Origin of the sequence: Sphingomonas abaci (assembly GCF_014199625.1) — a bacterium.
In the GTDB taxonomy this organism is placed as follows: domain Bacteria; phylum Pseudomonadota; class Alphaproteobacteria; order Sphingomonadales; family Sphingomonadaceae; genus Sphingomonas; species Sphingomonas abaci.
Map to the genome: position 1 here is coordinate 761,911 of NZ_JACHNY010000001.1, position 16,936 is coordinate 778,846.

Annotated in this window: 14 protein-coding genes and 1 pseudogene; 7 read left to right on the top strand and 8 right to left on the bottom strand. The window is 69.3% G+C overall.

Annotation, left to right across the window (positions count from 1 at the left end; translation table 11 throughout):
- Window positions 1-91: 91 nt before the first annotated feature.
- Window positions 92-1,783 (bottom strand): PHA/PHB synthase family protein, encoded by a 1,692-nt coding sequence (locus tag GGQ96_RS03395; RefSeq protein WP_184111500.1) that lies wholly within the window; start codon window positions 1,781-1,783, stop codon window positions 92-94.
- Window positions 1,784-1,940: 157 nt separating this feature from the next.
- Here GGQ96_RS03395 and GGQ96_RS03400 point away from each other — a divergent pair, with 157 nt between their 5' ends.
- Together GGQ96_RS03400 and GGQ96_RS03405 are read left to right on the top strand one after the other, a co-directional pair.
- Window positions 1,941-3,149 carry an LL-diaminopimelate aminotransferase gene (locus tag GGQ96_RS03400; RefSeq protein WP_184111502.1) on the top strand — a complete coding sequence of 403 codons (1,209 nt, stop codon included), beginning with the start codon at window positions 1,941-1,943 and terminating at the stop codon, window positions 3,147-3,149.
- Window positions 3,150-3,222: 73 nt separating this feature from the next.
- Window positions 3,223-4,002, top strand: a complete 780-nt coding sequence (locus GGQ96_RS03405) for a sulfite exporter TauE/SafE family protein (protein WP_184111504.1) — start codon at window positions 3,223-3,225, stop codon at window positions 4,000-4,002.
- A gap of 4 nt (window positions 4,003-4,006) precedes the next feature.
- On the opposite strand, the gene GGQ96_RS03410 is transcribed toward GGQ96_RS03405, so the two are convergent.
- Window positions 4,007-6,418 carry a bifunctional diguanylate cyclase/phosphodiesterase gene (locus GGQ96_RS03410; protein ID WP_184111506.1) on the bottom strand — a complete coding sequence of 804 codons (2,412 nt, stop codon included), beginning with the start codon at window positions 6,416-6,418 and terminating at the stop codon, window positions 4,007-4,009.
- A gap of 272 nt (window positions 6,419-6,690) precedes the next feature.
- On the opposite strand from GGQ96_RS03410, the gene GGQ96_RS03415 reads away from it, so the two are divergent.
- Window positions 6,691-8,790 (top strand): RelA/SpoT family protein, encoded by a 2,100-nt coding sequence (locus tag GGQ96_RS03415; RefSeq protein ID WP_184111508.1) that lies wholly within the window; start codon window positions 6,691-6,693, stop codon window positions 8,788-8,790.
- Window positions 8,791-8,807: 17 nt separating this feature from the next.
- On the opposite strand, the gene GGQ96_RS03420 is transcribed toward GGQ96_RS03415, so the two are convergent.
- Together GGQ96_RS03420 and GGQ96_RS03425 are read right to left on the bottom strand one after the other, a co-directional pair.
- Complete coding sequence (locus GGQ96_RS03420; protein ID WP_184111510.1) at window positions 8,808-9,872, bottom strand: NAD(P)H-dependent flavin oxidoreductase; 1,065 nt, start codon at window positions 9,870-9,872, stop codon at window positions 8,808-8,810.
- 16 nt (window positions 9,873-9,888) lie between these two features.
- A complete protein-coding gene (locus tag GGQ96_RS03425) occupies window positions 9,889-10,494 on the bottom strand; it encodes a DnaJ domain-containing protein (RefSeq protein WP_184111512.1) in 606 nt (201 codons plus the stop codon).
- A gap of 46 nt (window positions 10,495-10,540) precedes the next feature.
- Between GGQ96_RS03425 and GGQ96_RS03430 the strand changes: the two genes are divergently transcribed.
- From GGQ96_RS03430 to GGQ96_RS03445, 4 genes are read left to right on the top strand one after another with little or no spacing between them, the layout of a single operon-like run.
- Window positions 10,541-10,828: a BolA family protein gene (locus GGQ96_RS03430; RefSeq protein WP_184111514.1), complete on the top strand. Its 288-nt coding sequence runs from the start codon at window positions 10,541-10,543 to the stop codon at window positions 10,826-10,828.
- Window positions 10,829-11,563 (top strand): glutathione S-transferase, encoded by a 735-nt coding sequence (locus GGQ96_RS03435; protein ID WP_184111516.1) that lies wholly within the window; start codon window positions 10,829-10,831, stop codon window positions 11,561-11,563. It abuts the gene before it with no gap.
- A gap of 2 nt (window positions 11,564-11,565) precedes the next feature.
- Entirely contained in the window at window positions 11,566-12,036 is a 471-nt protein-coding gene (locus tag GGQ96_RS03440) for an NUDIX hydrolase (RefSeq protein ID WP_184111518.1), read from the top strand.
- Window positions 12,033-12,923, top strand: a complete 891-nt coding sequence (locus GGQ96_RS03445) for an alpha/beta fold hydrolase (RefSeq protein WP_184111520.1) — start codon at window positions 12,033-12,035, stop codon at window positions 12,921-12,923. Before GGQ96_RS03440 ends, GGQ96_RS03445 begins: the two co-directional genes overlap by 4 nt.
- Before the next feature lie 12 nt (window positions 12,924-12,935).
- Here GGQ96_RS03445 and GGQ96_RS03450 read toward each other — a convergent pair whose 3' ends face one another.
- The 4 genes and pseudogenes from GGQ96_RS03450 to prfB all read right to left on the bottom strand — a co-directional run bounded on the left by GGQ96_RS03450 (window position 12,936) and on the right by prfB (window position 16,923).
- Window positions 12,936-14,003 carry a GAF domain-containing protein gene (locus tag GGQ96_RS03450; protein WP_184111522.1) on the bottom strand — a complete coding sequence of 356 codons (1,068 nt, stop codon included), beginning with the start codon at window positions 14,001-14,003 and terminating at the stop codon, window positions 12,936-12,938.
- A 45-nt stretch (window positions 14,004-14,048) separates the two neighbouring features.
- Window positions 14,049-14,972 (bottom strand): thymidylate synthase, encoded by a 924-nt coding sequence (thyA, locus tag GGQ96_RS03455; RefSeq protein WP_184111524.1) that lies wholly within the window; start codon window positions 14,970-14,972, stop codon window positions 14,049-14,051.
- 75 nt (window positions 14,973-15,047) lie between these two features.
- Window positions 15,048-15,796 (bottom strand): annotated as a pseudogene (locus GGQ96_RS03460) (class I SAM-dependent methyltransferase).
- Window positions 15,796-16,923, bottom strand: a complete 1,128-nt coding sequence (prfB, locus tag GGQ96_RS03465; RefSeq protein WP_184111526.1) for a peptide chain release factor 2 — start codon at window positions 16,921-16,923, stop codon at window positions 15,796-15,798. The pseudogene GGQ96_RS03460 and the gene prfB overlap by 1 nt, the downstream one beginning before the upstream one ends.
- Window positions 16,924-16,936: the final 13 nt, after the last annotated feature.

The following is a 16,936-nucleotide window of genomic DNA, read 5'->3' on the forward strand; positions in this document are numbered from 1 at the left end:
TGCGCCTCCGTTGTTGCAGCGCACAAATGGTATCGCATCGGCCGCAAGTCAACGACATTTTGTGCAGCGCACAACAAAAAAGTGATTTGGCTTATTTGGCTTTGACGTAGGTTCCCGGCGCTGGCTCGATCGCCGCCAGCGTCCCCTCGCCCGGCACGCGCGCGCCGGTCGCTGCAACGGTGCTGCCGTCGCGCTCGCGCAACCAGTTCAGCCAGTCCGGCCACCAGCTGCCGCGCGTCTCCTGGGCCCCCGCGACGAACTCGGCCAGGCTGGTCGCTTCACCCGCCCTGGGATTGACCCAATATTGATACTTGCCCGAAGCGGGCGGGTTGACGACGCCGGCGATATGACCCGATCCCGCCAGCACGAAGCGCAACGGGCCGCGGAAATGACGGGTGATCTCCCACACGCTCTCCGCCGGCGCGATATGATCCTCGCGCCCCGCCTGGACATAAGCGGGAGTCGTCACCCGCGTCAGGTCGATCGGCGTGCCCCCGACCGACAAGGCGCCGGGCTGGACCAGCAGATTGTCGCGGTACAGGTCACGCAGATAGGATTGATGCCATTTGCCCGGCAGGTTGGTGGTGTCGCCGTTCCAGTGCAGCAGGTCGAACGCGGCGTAATCCTGCCCCAACAGATAATTGTTGGTGACGTAGTTCCAGATCAGGTCGTTGGCGCGCAGCAGGTTGAAGGTCGCCGCCATATAGCGCCCGTCGAGATATCCGTCGGCCGACAGCCGCTCCAGCATCGCCAACTGGTCGTCATCGACGAAATGGAGCAGCTCGCCCGCCTTGCTGAAATCGACCTGCGCCGTGAAGAAGGTGGCGCTCGCCACCCGCTCGGCCCCGCCGGTCGCGGCAAGCACCGACAGCGTCGCCGCCAGCGTCGTCCCCGCAACGCAATAGCCGATCGCATGGACCGACGGCACGTCCAGACCCGCGCGGATCGTGTCGATCGCATCGATCTGCGCGGCGACATAATCGTCCCACACCACGTCCTTCATCGACGCATCGGCCGACTTCCACGACACCACGAACACGGTGATGCCCTGCTCCACCGCCCAACGGATGAAGCTCTTCTCCGCCGAGAGGTCGAGGATGTAGAAACGGTTGATCCAGGGCGGGAAGATGACCAGCGGCGTGGTCATCACCCGCTCGGTCGCCGGGCTGTACTGGATCAGCTCGTACAGGGGGGTGCGATGCACGACCTGGCCTGGCGTGGTGGCGATGTTGCGGCCGATCTCGAACCGGCCGGCCTCGCTATGGGTGATCTGGCCGCGGCCCAGATCGGCCATCAGCCGCTCCATGCCGCGCACCAGATTCTCGCCGCCGGTCTTGACCGTCTCCTCCAGCACCTTGGGGTTGGTGAGCGGGAAGTTGGTCGGGCTGATCGCCTGCACGAAGTTGCGCGTCGCGAAGCGCAGCCGCTCCTGCTCGCGCGGGGACAGGCTCTCCATCGTGTCGACCCCGGCGAGCAGCCGGTCGGAGAAGTCGAGATAGCTGCGCCGGATCCAGTCGAAGACCGGATTGTCGCGCCAGACGGGATCGCGGAAGCGCTTGTCGCGCGCCCGGTCGGGCGCTTCGTCGGCGGCGGCGCGCGCGCCATGGGGATCGAGCGCGCGCTGCCACAGCGACAGCGTCTCCATCCACATTGCGCAGGCGCGGGTCAGCGTCTCGGGATCATTGAGGCCGGGCACCACCGGCCAGGGCGCCGCCAGCGGCGACGGATCGGCCGGGGATGCCGACGAAGCGGCAGGGTCGGCGGCGCGGGTTGGGTCGGCCATGGCATCCTCTATCGTCCTGCCGTCCTTCTATCCCCGCGGGCAGGCTGGCGGAAGCGGCTTGGCGGCGGTTTCGCCGCTTCGCCCGAATAAAGCGGGTTTCGAGGCCGTGAGGGAAGGCCTAGGATGCGCGCTCCGCAACACGAAGGTTCGTGAGATCATGTCCGACGAGTTCTACCGCATCAAGCGCCTGCCGCCCTATGTCATCGCTGAAGTCAACGCGATGCGGGCCGCGGCGCGCGCGGGCGGCGAGGACATCATCGATCTGGGCATGGGCAATCCCGACCTGCCGCCGCCCGACCATGTCATCGACAAGCTGGTCGAGGTCGCGCGCAAGCCGAGCGCGCATGGCTATTCTCAGTCCAGGGGCATCCCCGGCCTGCGCCGCGCCCAGGCCCATTATTACGGCCGCCGCTTCGGCGTCGACATCGATCCCGAGACCGAGGTGGTCGTGACCATGGGGTCCAAGGAGGGGCTGGCCAGCCTCGCGACCGCGATCACCGCGCCGGGCGACGTGATCCTGGCGCCCAATCCCAGCTATCCCATCCACACCTTCGGCTTCATCATCGCCGGCGCCACGATCCGCGCGGTCCCGACCACGCCCGACGAGGCCTATTTCGAGAGCCTGGAGCGGGCCATGGCCTTCACCGTGCCTCGCCCCAGCGTGCTGGTGATGGGCTACCCGTCCAACCCGACCGCCGAGGTGGTCGACCTCGCCTTCTACGAACGCGTCGTCGCCTTCGCCAAGAAGCACGAGCTGTGGGTGATCTCCGACCTCGCCTATTCAGAGCTCTACTATGACGGCTGCCCGACGCCCTCGATCCTGCAGGTCAAGGGCGCCAAGGACGTGGCGATCGAATTCACCTCGCTCAGCAAGACCTATTCGATGGCGGGCTGGCGGATGGGCTTCGGCGTCGGCAACCGCAAGCTGATCGCGGCGATGACACGGGTGAAATCCTATCTGGACTACGGCGCGTTCACGCCGATCCAGGCGGCGGCCTGCGCCGCGCTCAACGGTCCGCAGGATATCGTCGAGAAGAACCGCCAGCTCTATCACAAGCGGCGCGACGTGCTGGTCGAGAGCTTCGGCCGCGCCGGCTGGGACATCCCCTCTCCACGCGCCTCGATGTTCGCCTGGGCCCCGCTGCCCCCGGCGCTCCGCCACCTAGGCAGTCTTGAGTTCTCCAAACAATTGCTGACGTGCGCCAAGGTCGCGGTCGCGCCAGGGGTCGGTTACGGCGAAAATGGAGAAGGCTACGTGCGGATCGCGATGGTCGAGAACGAGCAGAGGTTGCGCCAGGCGGCGCGCAACGTGAAGAAGTATCTGCAGTCCATGGGCGTCAACACGCCCGCCTCGCGGGCCGGTTGAGCGGCATCGCCGCGCCGGGGACGGCGCGTGGGGGCGAAGCCGGCGGGAGCCGGGGCGGGGATCGGGGACGGCGATGAGCCATTTCGATCCGCTCTACTCCGTGGCGGGGCTGTTCGTCGGGCTGCTGGTCGGGTTGACCGGGGTCGGCGGCGGATCGCTGATGACGCCGCTCCTGGTCCTGCTGTTCGGCTTCCACCCGACCACGGCGGTGGGCACGGACCTGCTCTATGCCGCCGCCACCAAGACGGCCGGCACCGCCGTCCATGGCTGGCGCGGTACGGTCGACTGGCGGATCGTCCGCCGCCTGGCGCTGGGCAGCGTGCCGGCGACGCTGCTGACGCTCGCCGCGCTGGCCATCGCCAAGGAGCGCGCGCAGAATGTCGGCGGGCTGATCTCGGTGGTGCTGGGCGCGGCGCTGGTCCTGACCGGTATCGCCACGCTGTTCCGCGAACGGATCGTGCAGGCGCTGTCGGCGGGGTTCTCCGGCATCGACGGCACGCGCATCGCCGGCTGGACGGTGGCGCTGGGCGCCGTGCTGGGCGTGCTGGTGTCGCTGACCTCGGTCGGCGCGGGCGCGCTGGGGATGACCGCCTTGCTCGTCCTCTATCCGCGCAGCCCGGTGTCGCGGCTGGTCGGATCGGACATCGCCCATGCCGTGCCGCTGACGCTGATCGCCGGGATCGGCCACTGGTCGATGGGCGAGGTGGATATCGGCCTGCTCGGCGCGCTGCTGGTCGGGTCGATCCCCGGCATCATCCTGGCCAGCCTGATCGCCAGCCGCGTGTCGGACCGGGTGCTCGCCCCGGTGCTGGCCGCCACCCTGACCGTGGTCGGTATCCGCCTGCTCGTCTGAGCGGTCAGGCGACACGTCGGATTCCGGCGGCGGCGGGAGCCATGGCCGGCGAAGCGGCGGCGGGCGCGGCGACAAGGATGGGCGCGACGGAGGGCACGGGCGCCGCCGCCTGGCCCATGCCCTCCGCCAGGTCGCGGCTGGGCCGCCCGAACAGATAGCCCTGCGCCTGGGCGCACCCCTCCTCCGCCACCATGCGGTGCTGCGCTTCGGTCTCGACGCCCTCCGCCACCACCGGCAGGTTGAGGCCGCGCCCCAGGCCGACGATCGCACGGATGATCGAGCGGGCGGCGTCGTCGCTGTCGAGCGAGGACACGAAGCTGCGGTCGATCTTGATCTTGTCGAATGGGAAGGCCTGGAGGTTGCTGAGCGACGAATAGCCGGTGCCGAAATCGTCCATCGCGATCCGCACGCCGTCGGCCTTCAGCCGGTGGAGCGTCGCCAGCGCCGCGTCGCGGTCGCGCATCAGCACGCTCTCCGTGATCTCGATCTCCAGCCGGCGCGGATCGAACCCGCTTGCCGCCAGCGCGTCGCGCACGATGCCGGGCAGCGTATCGACCTGGAACTGCACCGCCGACACGTTGACCGCCAGGGTGATGTGATCCGGCCACTGGCTCGCCGCGCGGCACGCCTCGCGGATCACCCATTCGCCGAGCTGGATGATGAAGCCGCTTTCCTCGGCCAGCGGGATGAAGTCGCCGGGCGACACCTCGCCGCGTTCCGGATGCTTCCAGCGCACCAGCGCCTCGTAACCGGCGACGCGCCGCGATTGGCTGCACACCAGGGGCTGGTAGACCAGATAGAGCTGGTTGCGGATCAGCGTGTGGCGCAGGTCCTGTTCGAGCTGCCGGCGCGCCTGCACCGCCCGGTCCATGTCGCCGTCGAAGAAGCAGCAGGTGCCCCGTCCGGCCTCCTTGGCGCGGTAGAGCGCCAGGTCGGCATGGTGGCACAATGTCTCGCCGACCGCGCCGTCGTCCGGCATCAGCGCGACGCCGATGCTGGCCCGCACCGCCAGCGGATTGCGCGCCACATCCATCTGCTCGGCGAAACTGTCCATGATCCGCCCGGCAAGCGCCTGCGCGCCCTGCGGCTGCGGCTGGTCCCATTGCAGGATCATGAATTCGTCGCCGCCCATCCGCACCACGGCGTCGCCGGGCGCCGCGGCGCGGCGCAGGATGTCGGCGACCTGGCACAGCACCTCGTCGCCCGCCGCATGGCCGAACAGGTCGTTGATCGCCTTGAACCGGTCGAGATCGATCGCGAGCAGCGCGACCTGTTGGCCGGCCGCCGTGCGCCGCTCCGCCTCGACCAGCGAGTCGCGCAGGCTGGCGCGGTTGGCCAGTCCGGTCAGCGCATCATGCCCGGCCAGATAGGCAATCCGGTCGCGCGCGCGCCGGCTTTCGGTCACGTCGCGCACCGCCAGCACCTCGCTGCGCCGCCCGCGATATTCGACGGTGTGGACCGCCACCTCGCACAGCCGGTCGGGGCCGGCGATCCGCGCTTCGAATGGCACGACGCGTCCGCCGCGCAGGTCCTGCCCGTCGACCGGGGTCAGCCATCGGTCGGGCAGGCTGCCGCGCAGATCCTCGACCGTATGGCCGACCAGCGCGGCGAAGATGTCGTTCGCCTCGATGATCCGGTCGTCCTGCACGATCACCAGTCCCTCCAGCGCCGCCGCCGTCAGCCCGCGCAGGTCGGTCAGCATCCGGTCGACGAAGGCGATCGCGACCACGCCCAGGATGATCACGAAACTGACCAGCGCCACGCCCACGATCATCAGCATGTCGCCGCGTCCGGCGCCCGCCGCGTGCGCGGTCGGCGGGATCGTCGTGCCGATCATGGCGCCGAAATGCAGCACCCCGATCGCCAGCGTCGCCAGGGTGGCGGGGACCATGATCCGCCGCCGCTGCCCCTTCAGCCGGACGAACGACCAGGACGCGATCGTCAGCAGCACCGCGGCCAGCGTCACGGCCAGCGCGACGGTCGCCGCGTCATAGGTGATCGGCATGGCCGTGCGAACCGCCGCCATGCCAACGAAGTGCATGCCGGCGACGCCCAGCGTAGACAGTCCCCCGACCACGACCGCGCCGCGTACGCCCGGTATGCGCTCGCGCAGGCCGAACGCCGCCCACAGCACGGCGATGACCAGGGTCGCCGAGATCAAGGTCAGCCCCGGCGCATAGCTCAGATGGCCGGTGCCCCGATGGCCCAGCATCGCCAGGAAATGCGTTTCCCAAAATCCTAGACCGCCGACCGTCGCGGCCGCGATCCGCCAGCCCCGTCGGCGGTGGGTCGCGCATTCCTCCGCCCGGCGCCGCAACAGGTACATGCCCGTGCTGGCGAACCCACAGAGTATGACCGCAAGCAGGACGAGATACCACGCATGCTGTTCCAACAGGCAAGACAAGATCTGCGACATTCGGCGCCCCCCGCCCTATCATAGGATAGAGATTTGCGCGTCCGGCATGCGCTGGCCACCCGAATTTTCGATGCATGGTGGTTCGACCGGCCAAGTCGCTGGCCGGTCTTCACTTTTTACACCAACATTTTTTAAGGTCCCGCGCCGGACGGCCCGAACCGGGCCGCCGACGCCGGAGTCGCCCCTTCGTGCGCACGGACTGCGCGATCCTGCGCGCGCGCCGGTCGCCAAGCCTATTGCAAAGCAGCGGGTGTCCGCGCCATCTAGGCGCTGTGCTGCGGCAATATGAACTGGTGGACCGTGTCCTGGAATATGATCCGGACGCCGACGAGGCGCTGCTGAACCGCGCCTATGTCTTTTCGATGCACGCCCATGGCAGCCAGAAGCGCGCCAGCGGCGACCCTTATTTCAGCCACCCGATCGAGGTGGCGGGCATCCTGACCGACCTGCGGCTGGACGACGAGACGATCGCCACCGCGATCCTCCACGACACGATCGAGGACACGGTGGCCACGCCCGAGGAGATCACGCGGCTGTTCGGGCCCAATGTCGCGCGGCTGGTCGACGGCGTCACCAAGCTGTCGAAGATCGAGGCGCAGACCGAGAACGAGCGCGCGGCGGAGAATCTGCGCAAGTTCCTGCTCGCCATGTCGGACGATATCCGCGTGCTGCTGGTCAAGCTGGCCGACCGGCTGCACAACATGCGCACGCTGCACCATATCGCCAAGCCCGAGAAGCGGCGGCGCATCGCCAAGGAGACGATGGACATCTATGCCCCCCTCGCCGAGCGCGTGGGCATGTACGAGTTCATGAAGGAGATGCAGACGCTCGCCTTCCAGCAGATCGAGCCGGAGGCCTATGAGAGCATCCAGCGCCGGCTCGAGCAGCTCAAGATCGGCGGCGGCGACCGGATCGCGCGCATCGCCTCGGGCCTGAAGCTCCTGCTGTCGCGCGCCGGTATCGAGGCGGAGGTGACGGGGCGCGAGAAGCATCCCTATTCGATCTGGCGCAAGATGGCCGAGCGGCACATCAGCTTCGAGCAGCTCTCCGACGTGATGGCGTTCCGCGCGATCGTGCCGACCGAGGAGGATTGCTACCGTGCGCTGGGGGTCATTCACCGCCGCTGGCCGATGGTGCCGGGCCGGTTCAAGGACTATATCTCGACGCCCAAGCGCAACGGCTATCGCTCGCTGCACACCACCATCATCACCAGCGACCAGAACCGCGTCGAAATCCAGATCCGCACCCCGGCCATGCATGCCGAGGCGGATTTCGGCCTGGCGGCGCACTGGACCTACAAACAGGCAAGCCGCCACGACGCGCAGGTGAGCTGGATTCGCGACCTGGTCGAAATCCTCGACACCGCCGACAGCCCCGAAGAACTGCTCGAACATACCAAGATGGCGATGTACCAGGATCGCATCTTCGCCTTCACCCCCAAGGGCGAGCTGATCCAGCTGCCCAAGGGCGCGACGCCGATCGACTTCGCCTATGCGGTGCATACCGACCTCGGCGACCAGTCGGTCGGCGCGAAGATCAACGGCCGCGTCGTGCCGCTGTCGACGGTGATCGAGAATGGCGACCAAGTGCAGATTCTGCGCTCCGCCGGGCAGACCCCGCAGCCCGCCTGGCTGTCGGTCGCGGTCACCGGCAAGGCGCAAGCGGCAGTGCGCCGCCATATGCGCCAGACCGAGCGGGCCGAGCAGATGGCGCTGGGCCGCAAGCTCTATGACGATATCGTCCGCCGCCTGCCGGCCCAGATCGGCGCGGACGCGCTCGGCCATGCGCTCAAGCGGCTGAAGCTGCCCGACGAAGCGGCGCTGATGGTCGCGATCGCCCGGCGGACGCTGTCCGACGCGGCGGTGATGGAGGCGCTGATGCCGGGCTCGGCCGGGGCGGACGTCGCCGCGCTGCCGCCGCAATCGGGCGCGATCTCGATCAAGGGGCTGAAACCGGGCGTCGCCTATGAACTGGCGCAATGCTGCCACCCGGTGCCAGGCGACCGCATCGTCGGCCTGCGCCGGCCGGATGCGGGGATCGAGGTCCATGCGATCGACTGCGCCGTGCTGACCGAGTTGGCCGACCGGTCGGAGGAGGAAACCGACTGGGTCGACGTGTCCTGGGGCGACGCGACCGAGGGCGCGGTGGCGCGGATCGCGGTGACCGTGAAGAACGAACCCGGCGCGCTCGGCGTGCTGGCGACGGTGATCGGCCAGCACAAGGCGAACATCATCAACCTGCGCCTCGACACGCGCGACAGCCGCTTCCACACCAACATGATCGACGTCGAGGTGCACGACGTGCAGCAGCTTATGCGCCTGATCGCGGCCTTGCGTGCGGTGGACTCGGTCAACGCGGTGGAGCGGGTGTAGCCACCGGGCGGCGTCGATCAGGCGTTGCGGCGGACCTGCTGCCTCTCCTGGTCGAGGAGGCGGACCAGATCGGCCGCTGGCATCGCCCGTGACAGCGGCGCTCCTTGCCCGGCCCATTGTGCGGCATAGCCGTGCTCGCCGCTGCGCTGCGCCGCCGCATGCAGCGCTTTGCCGGCATCATAGGCGATCGGGTAATCGGGCGGCGCGCAATCACCCAGTTCCTCCGCCAGCCCAGTGAAGCGGTTGGCAAGCGCGCGGGCCGGGCGGCCCGAGATCGACCGGGTCAGCCGCGTATGCCAAGCCCCCGGCCCGTTCAGCGCGGCACGATAGGCCGCATCCGCTCCGCTTTCCGGGCAGGCGATGAAGGCCGTGCCGAGCTGCGCCGCCACCGCGCCCAGGTCGAGCGCCGCCGCGACCCCTGCGCCGTCCATGATGCCGCCCGCCGCGATCACCGGCAGAGTGCCCCTGCGAACGAGAAGGCGCGTCAGCGCGACCGTACCCAGCGCATCGTCCGGCGCGAGGGGATCGAACATGCCACGATGGCCGCCCGCCTCGATTCCCTGCGCCACCACCGCATCGACCCCCGCCGCCGCGATGGCCTGCGCTTCGTCCAGGCTGGTAGCGGTCGCCAGCATCGTGACGCCACGTGCGCGGAGCGCCGCGACCGCTTCGGGTGAGGGCAGGCCGAAATGAAAGCTGACCACCGGCGGCGCGACATCGAGCAGCAGGGCCAGCATGTCGGGATCATCAGCGAAGCTGGTGTAGATCGTGCGAAGCGACGCCGGGGGCACCGCCCCGAACCGGTGAAAATGCGGGGTGAGCGCAGTGATCCACGCGGCCTCGCGCACCGGGTCCGGGCGGGGCGTGGCATGAACGAAGAGGTTGACGTTGAACGGCAATTCGGTCGCCTCGCGAACGGCCGCGATCATCGCCCGCGCGCCATCGGCATCGGTCGCGCCCACGCCGATCGAGCCGAGCGCGCCGGCATTCGACACCGCAGCCGCCAGCGCTGGCGTCGACACGCCCGCCATCGGTGCCTGGATCAAGGGGATCGTGATGCCCAGCCGTTCGAGTAAGGCCATGGTCCTCCATCCCCCTTCAGGCGAAGGCCGGCGCCTGGCGCAGCTGCTGGTACGCGCCGATCACCTTCTGGAGCATCGCCTCCTGGCTGCGGTCGCCGCCATTGCGGTCGGGATGGTAGCGCCGCACCAGTTCCGAGTAGCGTTTGCGAAGCGCGCCCCGGTCGGCATCCGCCGGCAGGCCGAGCACCTTCAGGCTGGCGCGATCCTCGCCCGACAGCGGCTTGCCGTCGCTCCGCTCGGGCGCGGGTTCGCGCCGGAAGCGCGCGGCGATCGCGTCGAGCGGGTCGGTAAAATCGGCCCAGCGCGGCCCCTGCCCGGCCCCCGCACGCGCGAAGCTGCGCGATTCCGCCTCCCAGCCGGCCATCGGGCGTTGAGCGTGGTGGATCTCGTCGGCGGTCATGCCGTCGAAAAAATTATAGCCCGCATTGAAGGCGCGGACATGCTCCAGGCACATCCAGCGAAAGGCCGGCGGACCATTGCCGTCGGACGGCCCTTCCAGCGGCGGCGCACGGAATTCGCCCGGTTCGGTGCAGCCGGGCGCGACGCAGACCCGTCCGTTGGCTTCCACCCGGCCATGGAACCGCGTTCCCGGCCGCTCCTTCCTCTCCGTCGATCCCGCCACGTCGTCGTCACTTCGTCCTTGCGCCAAAGCGGGCTATATAGCCGCGATGACCATCACCGCCACCACCCCGCTCGACCAGATCATCGCCGACCGGCTACGGACCGCCCTGTCCCCCACCCGTCTGTCCGTGTCGAACGACAGCGCGCAGCATCGTGGCCATCTGGGCGATGACGGCACCGGCGAGACGCATTTCAGTGTCGATGTCGAAAGCCCCGCCTTCGCCGGCCTATCCCGCGTCGCACGCCAGCGGCTGGTGAACCAAGCGCTCGCCGATCTGTTGGCCTCTCGGATACACGCGCTGGCGATCCGCGCCCGCGCCCCCGGAGAGCGCTGAATGGCGTACGACCTGTGGTACTGGCCCGGCATCCAGGGGCGGGGCGAGTTCGTGCGCCTGGCGCTCGAGGCGGGCGGCATCGCCTATCGCGACCGCGCCCGTGAGCTCGGAGACGAGGAGGGCGCGGCGGCGCTGCTCGCCGACATGTCCAGCCGCCAGGGGGCCGGTCGCCAAGGTCGCATGCCCTTCGCTCCGCCTTATCTGGCGAGCGACGGGCTGGCCATCGCGCAGGTCGCCAACATCCTGATGTTCCTGGGCGAGCGCCACGACCTCGCCCCCTCGGGCATGGCCGACCGGCTGTGGCTGAACCAGGTACAGTTGACCATCGCCGACCTGGTCTCCGAAGTGCACGATGTTCACCATCCGGTCGGCACCGGCGCCTATTACGAGGACCAGATGGCGGAGGCGGCGCGCGCCGCGACGCCGTTCCGCGACGAACGGCTCCCGAAATTCCTGGATTATTTCACCCAGGTCATCGCCTGCAACGACGGCGACTGGACGATCGATCACCGCTGGACCTATGTCGACACCTCGCTGTTCCAGCTCGTCCAGGGGCTGCGATACATGTTCCCGCGCCGCATGGCGACGCTGGAGCCGGACTATCCCGACCTGGTCCGGCTGCACGACCAGGTCGCGCGACTGCCCGGCATCAAGGCCTATCTGGCGAGCGGGCGGCGGCAGCCGTTCAACCAGGACGGCATCTTCCGCCACTATCCCGAGCTGGACGGCGACTGATCATGGGCGTCCGGGCCAGGCGTCCCGCCGCGCGCATCCTGCTGGTCGACCGCTCCGGCGACGCCCCGGGCGGCCGGGTCCTGCTGTTCCGCTTCACCCCCGACGACCGGCCGCCTTTCTGGGTGACGCCGGGCGGCGCGGTTGATCCTGGCGAGAGCTATGAACAGGCGGCGCGGCGCGAATTGCGCGAAGAGGTCGGGCTGGACCGGGACTGCGGCGCGCAGGTCGCCGCCCGGCTGGTGGCGTTCGTCACCATCGAGGGGGTCGCGGTGGACGCGGACGAACGCTATTTCCGGATCGACCTGGACGGCTGCACGGTCGATCCCGCCGGCCATACCGAGCTGGAGCGGCGCGTGATGCAGTCGTGGCGCTGGTTCACCCGCGCCGAGATCGCCGCCTGGCCCGAGCCGATCTATCCGCTGGACCTGCTCGCCATGCTGACCGAGACCGACCCAGTGGAGCCCGTATCATGACCGGACTGACCCGTATCGCGCTTTCGACCGGCATCGAACTGGACGTGCAGCTCGCCGGCCCACGCGATGCGCCGCCGGTGATCCTGCTCCACGGCTTTCCCGAATCGCATCGCACCTGGCGCGCCATCGTGCCCGACCTGGCGCGCGACCATTTCGTCGTCGCGCCCGACCAGCGCGGCTATGCCCGCTCGTCCAAGCCGGAGGGGGTCGCGGCATATGCGCCCGACCGCATCGTCGGCGACCTGATCGCGCTCGCCGAGGCGCTGGGGATCGAGCGGTTCACGCTGGTCGGCCATGACTGGGGCGGCGCGGTCGCCTGGATGGCGGCGCTCCGCCATCCCGAGCGGATCGCGCGGCTGGCGATCGTCAACGCGCCGCACCCCTTCGTCTTCCAGCGCTCGCTGTTCGACGACCCCGCGCAGCGCGCCGCCAGCCAGTATATCACCCGGTTCCGCGACACCGCCCTCGACCAGCATATCCTGGGCAAAGGGCTGGAATGGTTCTTCGCCACCAGCTTCGCCCAGCATGTGACCAGCGCGGTCGCCGGTGCCGACAAGGCCGCCTATCTCGACGAATGGGGCCAGCCCGGCGCGCTGACCGCGATGCTCAACTGGTATCGCGCCTCGCCCATCGTCGTGCCCGCGCCGGATGCGACGCCCGAGCGCCCGGCCTTTCTGGACGCGCCCTTCCCGCCGGTGACGCAGCCGGTGCTCGTCGTCTGGGGCGCGGCGGACAAAGCTTTGCTGCCGATCCAGGTCGAGCAGTTGCCGCCCTTCGTCCCCGATCTGACCGTGCGCATGGTCGAGGCGGGCCATTTCGTCCCCTGGCAGGCGCCCGAGGCCGTGATCGCCGCGTTCCGCGCGTGGGAGGGAACGGCCGTCGCCTGATCGCGCGATCCGTCAACGGCCGGGATGCGCGTCGCTGGCCGCCAGCAGCGCCTGCGACCGGACCAACTGCGACCGCGCCAGTTCCACCGCCACCCAGCCGCGCCGGGCGACGGTTTCGACCAGCGCGATCTCGTCGGTGCGGATCGGGCGGGCCTTTCGCCAGTGGACGTAGAGCGTCGCGGTCAGCCGGGCCCCGCGCAGGATCGGCACGTTGATCATCGCGCGGACGCCGATCGCCCGGTGGGCTTCGCGATAGGCGTCGCTCAACGTCAGGTCGCCGCGCACATCGCCCCGATGCACCGTCCGCCCCGCCAGCAAGGCGGCGTGGGCATCGGGCGGGAAGTCGCGATAGACCAGACGCCCGGTGCCCCGCACGACGTCGCAGACATATTTGCGCGCCGAACAGGCGCTGCCGTCGCCGCGATCCTCGGCGAAGCCGACGCGGTTCGCGCCCAGATATTCGCCGAGCATCCGGTTGGTTGTGTCGAGCAGCACCGCTTCGTCGACACCGTGGTGCAGCGCCCGGTCCAGCGCGGCCAGGAACTGCCGATGGGCGGCGGCGCGACGCTGCGCGGCGGCGTCCAGTCGCCGCCCGGTCACGTCGTCGCAGGCGACCAGCACGCCGGCCACCCGGCCCGGCGCGGCCTGATCCCCGATCGGCGCGTAATGGACATCCCACCATGCCTCCTCCTCCACCCCGAAGCGGCAGACCGGCACGCGAACGTCACGCTGCCGGACCGAGCGGCCGTCGCGCATCACCGCGTCGACCTGCGATCCGGTCGGTCCCCACGCCACCCGATCGTCAGCGCGACCGCTTCCGCCGAGCAGCCACGGGTGCAGGCGCGGCCCCAGCAATTCGCGATACGCGTCGTTGTAGAACGGGATCAGCGACTCGCCCCACCACAGGATCATCGGCCGGGACGATGCCAGCATGTCCTCGACCGCCCGGTGCAAGGCCGGCGGCCAGTCCGACCGCGCGCCGACCGGCGTCGCCGACCAGTCGAGTCGACGGATCAGGCCATCCATCTCGCCCCGCCCGCCGGGCCGGCGAGATGCGTCATGCGGATCGCGATCGTCCATGACGCAACCGTATACCGGTTGCCCCGCGATCCGGAAGAGCCGCCGTCAGACCGCCACGGGTGCGGCGATCGCCGGATGCGGGTCGTACGCCTCGATCGCGAAATCCTCGATCCGGTAGTCGAAGATTGAGTCCGGCCGCCGGTTCAGCCGCAGACGGGGGCTGCCGCGCGGGGTGCGGGCGAGCTGCTGCTCGACCAGATGCGCGTGGTTCAGATAGACATGCGCGTCGCCCGCGCTCCACACCAGTTCGCCCGCCTCCAAGTCGCATTGCTGCGCCAGCATCCGGATCAGCAGCGCGGCGGAGAAGGCGTTGAAGGCAAAGCCCAGCCCCAGGTCGCACGACCGCTGCCACAACATGCCCGACAGCCGGCCGCCCGCGACATGGAACTGATAGGTCATGTGGCAGGGCGGCAGCGCCATGCCGCCGAGCTGCGCGACGTTCCAGCCAGTGAAGATCAGCCGGCGCGAGCCCGGGTCCTGGCGGATCATCCGGACCAGCTCGGCGATCTGGTTGATGCCGGGGCCGCGCCGGTACAGGCCGTCGCCCGCCGGTTCGTACGTGTCCCAGTCGACCCATTGCTTGCCATAGACCGGCCCGAGATCGCCCCAGGCGGCGGCGAATTCGTCATCAGTCAGGATGCGCGCCTCGAACGCGTCGCGGTCGATCGCCTCGCCCGTCTCGCGGCGGTAGCGGGCGAGCGGCCAGTCGGTCCAGATATGCACCTTCTGCGCGACCAGCGACCGGATATTGGTGTCGCCGGTCAGGAACCACAGCATCTCGCGCGCCGCCGTCTTCCACGCCACCCGCTTGGTGGTGAGAAGCGGCACCCGGTCGTCCGTCAGGTCGAAGCGCAAGGTCGGCCCGAACAGCGAGCGCGTGCCCACCCCGGTGCGATCCCGCCGCTCGTCGCCCGTCTCCCACACGCGGGCGAGCAGGTCGAGATACTGGGCTTCGTAATGATCGGTCATGCCGCGGCTTTTAGGCGGGGCGGTCGGCAGACACCACTCCTAGTCTTCCCGGTCCGCCGGCGCGAAATCGACGGGTCAGGGCCTGTGTCCCTGTCCCGTCGCCGCGCCGGCCGGGGCCATGCGGCAGGGGCGGATGTCCGCCGGCTCCGGACGCGGCCCGACCGCCCGGAAGGCGGCGAGATAACCGCCCGCGCTCGCCATCGGCTCCAGCGACACGCGCTGGAAGCCGACCGCCGCGAATTCGCAGGTGAGGAGCGCCGGCGGCGTCCCGTGGTTGCGCGTGGTGCGATCGGCATCGACCACCACCACCAACCCGTCCGGCTTCAGCGACGGGCGCAAATGCCACAGAAACTCATAAGGCTGGGCGATCTCATGGTACATGTGCACCATCATCACCCGGTCGAAGCTCTTGTCCGGCAGGCGCGGATCGTTGGCCAGGCCCAGCCGCACGCTGACATTCTCCAGCCGCTCGCGCGACACGCGTTCGGCCAGCGCGTCGCGGATCGGCTCGAAGATGTCCTCGGCCAGCACCCGGCCCCGCTCACCGACACGGGCCGCCAGGCGGATGGTGTAATAGCCCTCGCCCGCGCCGATATCGGCGACGGTCATGCCGGGACGGATCGCCGCCTTGTCCATCCCTGCTCGGCCTCGCGCAGCCGGTCGCGCGCCTCCTCGTTCGACCAGCGCGACGAGACGATCGCCGCGACCGGGCGATCCGCCGCGGGGAACGGCCCCGGCTGCTTCGGCTCATGCTTGATGAGCGGCTGCGATCCGTCGCACGCCGTCAGCAGCAGGAGCGCGGGCAGCAGGGCGCGCGCGTTCATCAATCCACGTCCTCCACCGCGACCTTCTCGCCGGTGACGCGCTGCGACAGCGCCGCCGCCATGAACGGATCGAGATCGCCGTCCAGCACGTCGCCGGGTGCGGTCGAGGTGACGCCGGTGCGCAGGTCCTTTACCAGCTGATAGGGCTGAAGGACATAGGAGCGGATCTGGTGACCCCAGCCGATGTCCGTCTTGGTGGCGTTCTCGGCATTGGCGGCCTGTTCGCGCTTCTGCAATTCCAGCTCGTACAGGCGCGCGCGCAGCTGGTTATAGGCCTCGGCCTTGTTCTTGTGCTGCGACCGCTGGTTCTGGCACTGCACGACGATGCCGGTCGGGATGTGCGTGATGCGCACCGCCGAGTCGGTCGTGTTGATGTGCTGTCCGCCCGCGCCCGAGGCGCGGTACGTGTCGATGCGCAGATCGCTTTCGTTATAGTCGACCTCGATATTGTCATCGACGACCGGATAGACCCAGACGCTGGCGAACGAGGTATGCCGTCGCGCCGCCGAATCGTACGGGCTGATCCGCACCAGCCGGTGCACGCCCGATTCGGTCTTGGCATAGCCATAGGCGTTCTCGCCCTTCAGCAGCAGCGTCGCCGATTTCAGCCCCGCCTGCTCGCCGGCATGGCTGTCGATCAGCTCGACCTTCAGCCCGTGCCGCTCGGCCCAGCGCGTGTACATGCGGCTGAGCATCCCGGCCCAGTCCTGGCTCTCGGTGCCGCCGGCGCCGGCATTCACCTCGATATAGGTGTCGTTGGCGTCGGCCTCGCCGGCCAGCAGCGCCTTCACCTTGTCCTGTTGCGCGCGGGTGGCGAGTTCGGCCAGGCTCTGCGTGCCCTCGGCCGCCAGTTCCTCATCGCCTTCCGCCTCGGCCAGCTCGATCAGCTCGACCGTGCCGTCCAACTCCGATTCGATCGCCCGCGTCGCGGTCACCGCCTCGTCCAGGCGGCGACGCTCCCGCATCACCTCCTGCGCGGCCTTGGGATCGTTCCACAGCGCCTGGTCCTCGACCCGCGCGTTGAGTTCGTCGAGCCGGCGCAGCGCCTGATCCCAGTTGAGGAACCGGCGGAGCAGCGCCAGCGCGTCGCGGATGCTGTCAACATGAGCCTGCGCTTCGGCGCGCATATTCTTCTCCAAT

What these genes read in the sequence shown, in the direction of transcription:
- GGQ96_RS03395 (WP_184111500.1), bottom strand. Translation starts at nt 1,783, where the DNA reads ATGGCCGACCCAACCCGCGCCGCCGACCCTGCCGCTTCGTCGGCATCC.
- GGQ96_RS03400 (WP_184111502.1), top strand. Translation starts at nt 1,941, where the DNA reads ATGTCCGACGAGTTCTACCGCATCAAGCGCCTGCCGCCCTATGTCATC.
- GGQ96_RS03405 (WP_184111504.1), top strand. Translation starts at nt 3,223, where the DNA reads ATGAGCCATTTCGATCCGCTCTACTCCGTGGCGGGGCTGTTCGTCGGG.
- GGQ96_RS03410 (WP_184111506.1), bottom strand. Translation starts at nt 6,418, where the DNA reads ATGTCGCAGATCTTGTCTTGCCTGTTGGAACAGCATGCGTGGTATCTC.
- GGQ96_RS03420 (WP_184111510.1), bottom strand. Translation starts at nt 9,872, where the DNA reads ATGGCCTTACTCGAACGGCTGGGCATCACGATCCCCTTGATCCAGGCA.
- GGQ96_RS03430 (WP_184111514.1), top strand. Translation starts at nt 10,541, where the DNA reads ATGACCATCACCGCCACCACCCCGCTCGACCAGATCATCGCCGACCGG.
- GGQ96_RS03435 (WP_184111516.1), top strand. Translation starts at nt 10,829, where the DNA reads ATGGCGTACGACCTGTGGTACTGGCCCGGCATCCAGGGGCGGGGCGAG.
- GGQ96_RS03440 (WP_184111518.1), top strand. Translation starts at nt 11,566, where the DNA reads ATGGGCGTCCGGGCCAGGCGTCCCGCCGCGCGCATCCTGCTGGTCGAC.
- GGQ96_RS03445 (WP_184111520.1), top strand. Translation starts at nt 12,033, where the DNA reads ATGACCGGACTGACCCGTATCGCGCTTTCGACCGGCATCGAACTGGAC.
- GGQ96_RS03450 (WP_184111522.1), bottom strand. Translation starts at nt 14,003, where the DNA reads ATGGACGATCGCGATCCGCATGACGCATCTCGCCGGCCCGGCGGGCGG.
- thyA (WP_184111524.1), bottom strand. Translation starts at nt 14,972, where the DNA reads ATGACCGATCATTACGAAGCCCAGTATCTCGACCTGCTCGCCCGCGTG.
- prfB (WP_184111526.1), bottom strand. Translation starts at nt 16,923, where the DNA reads ATGCGCGCCGAAGCGCAGGCTCATGTTGACAGCATCCGCGACGCGCTG.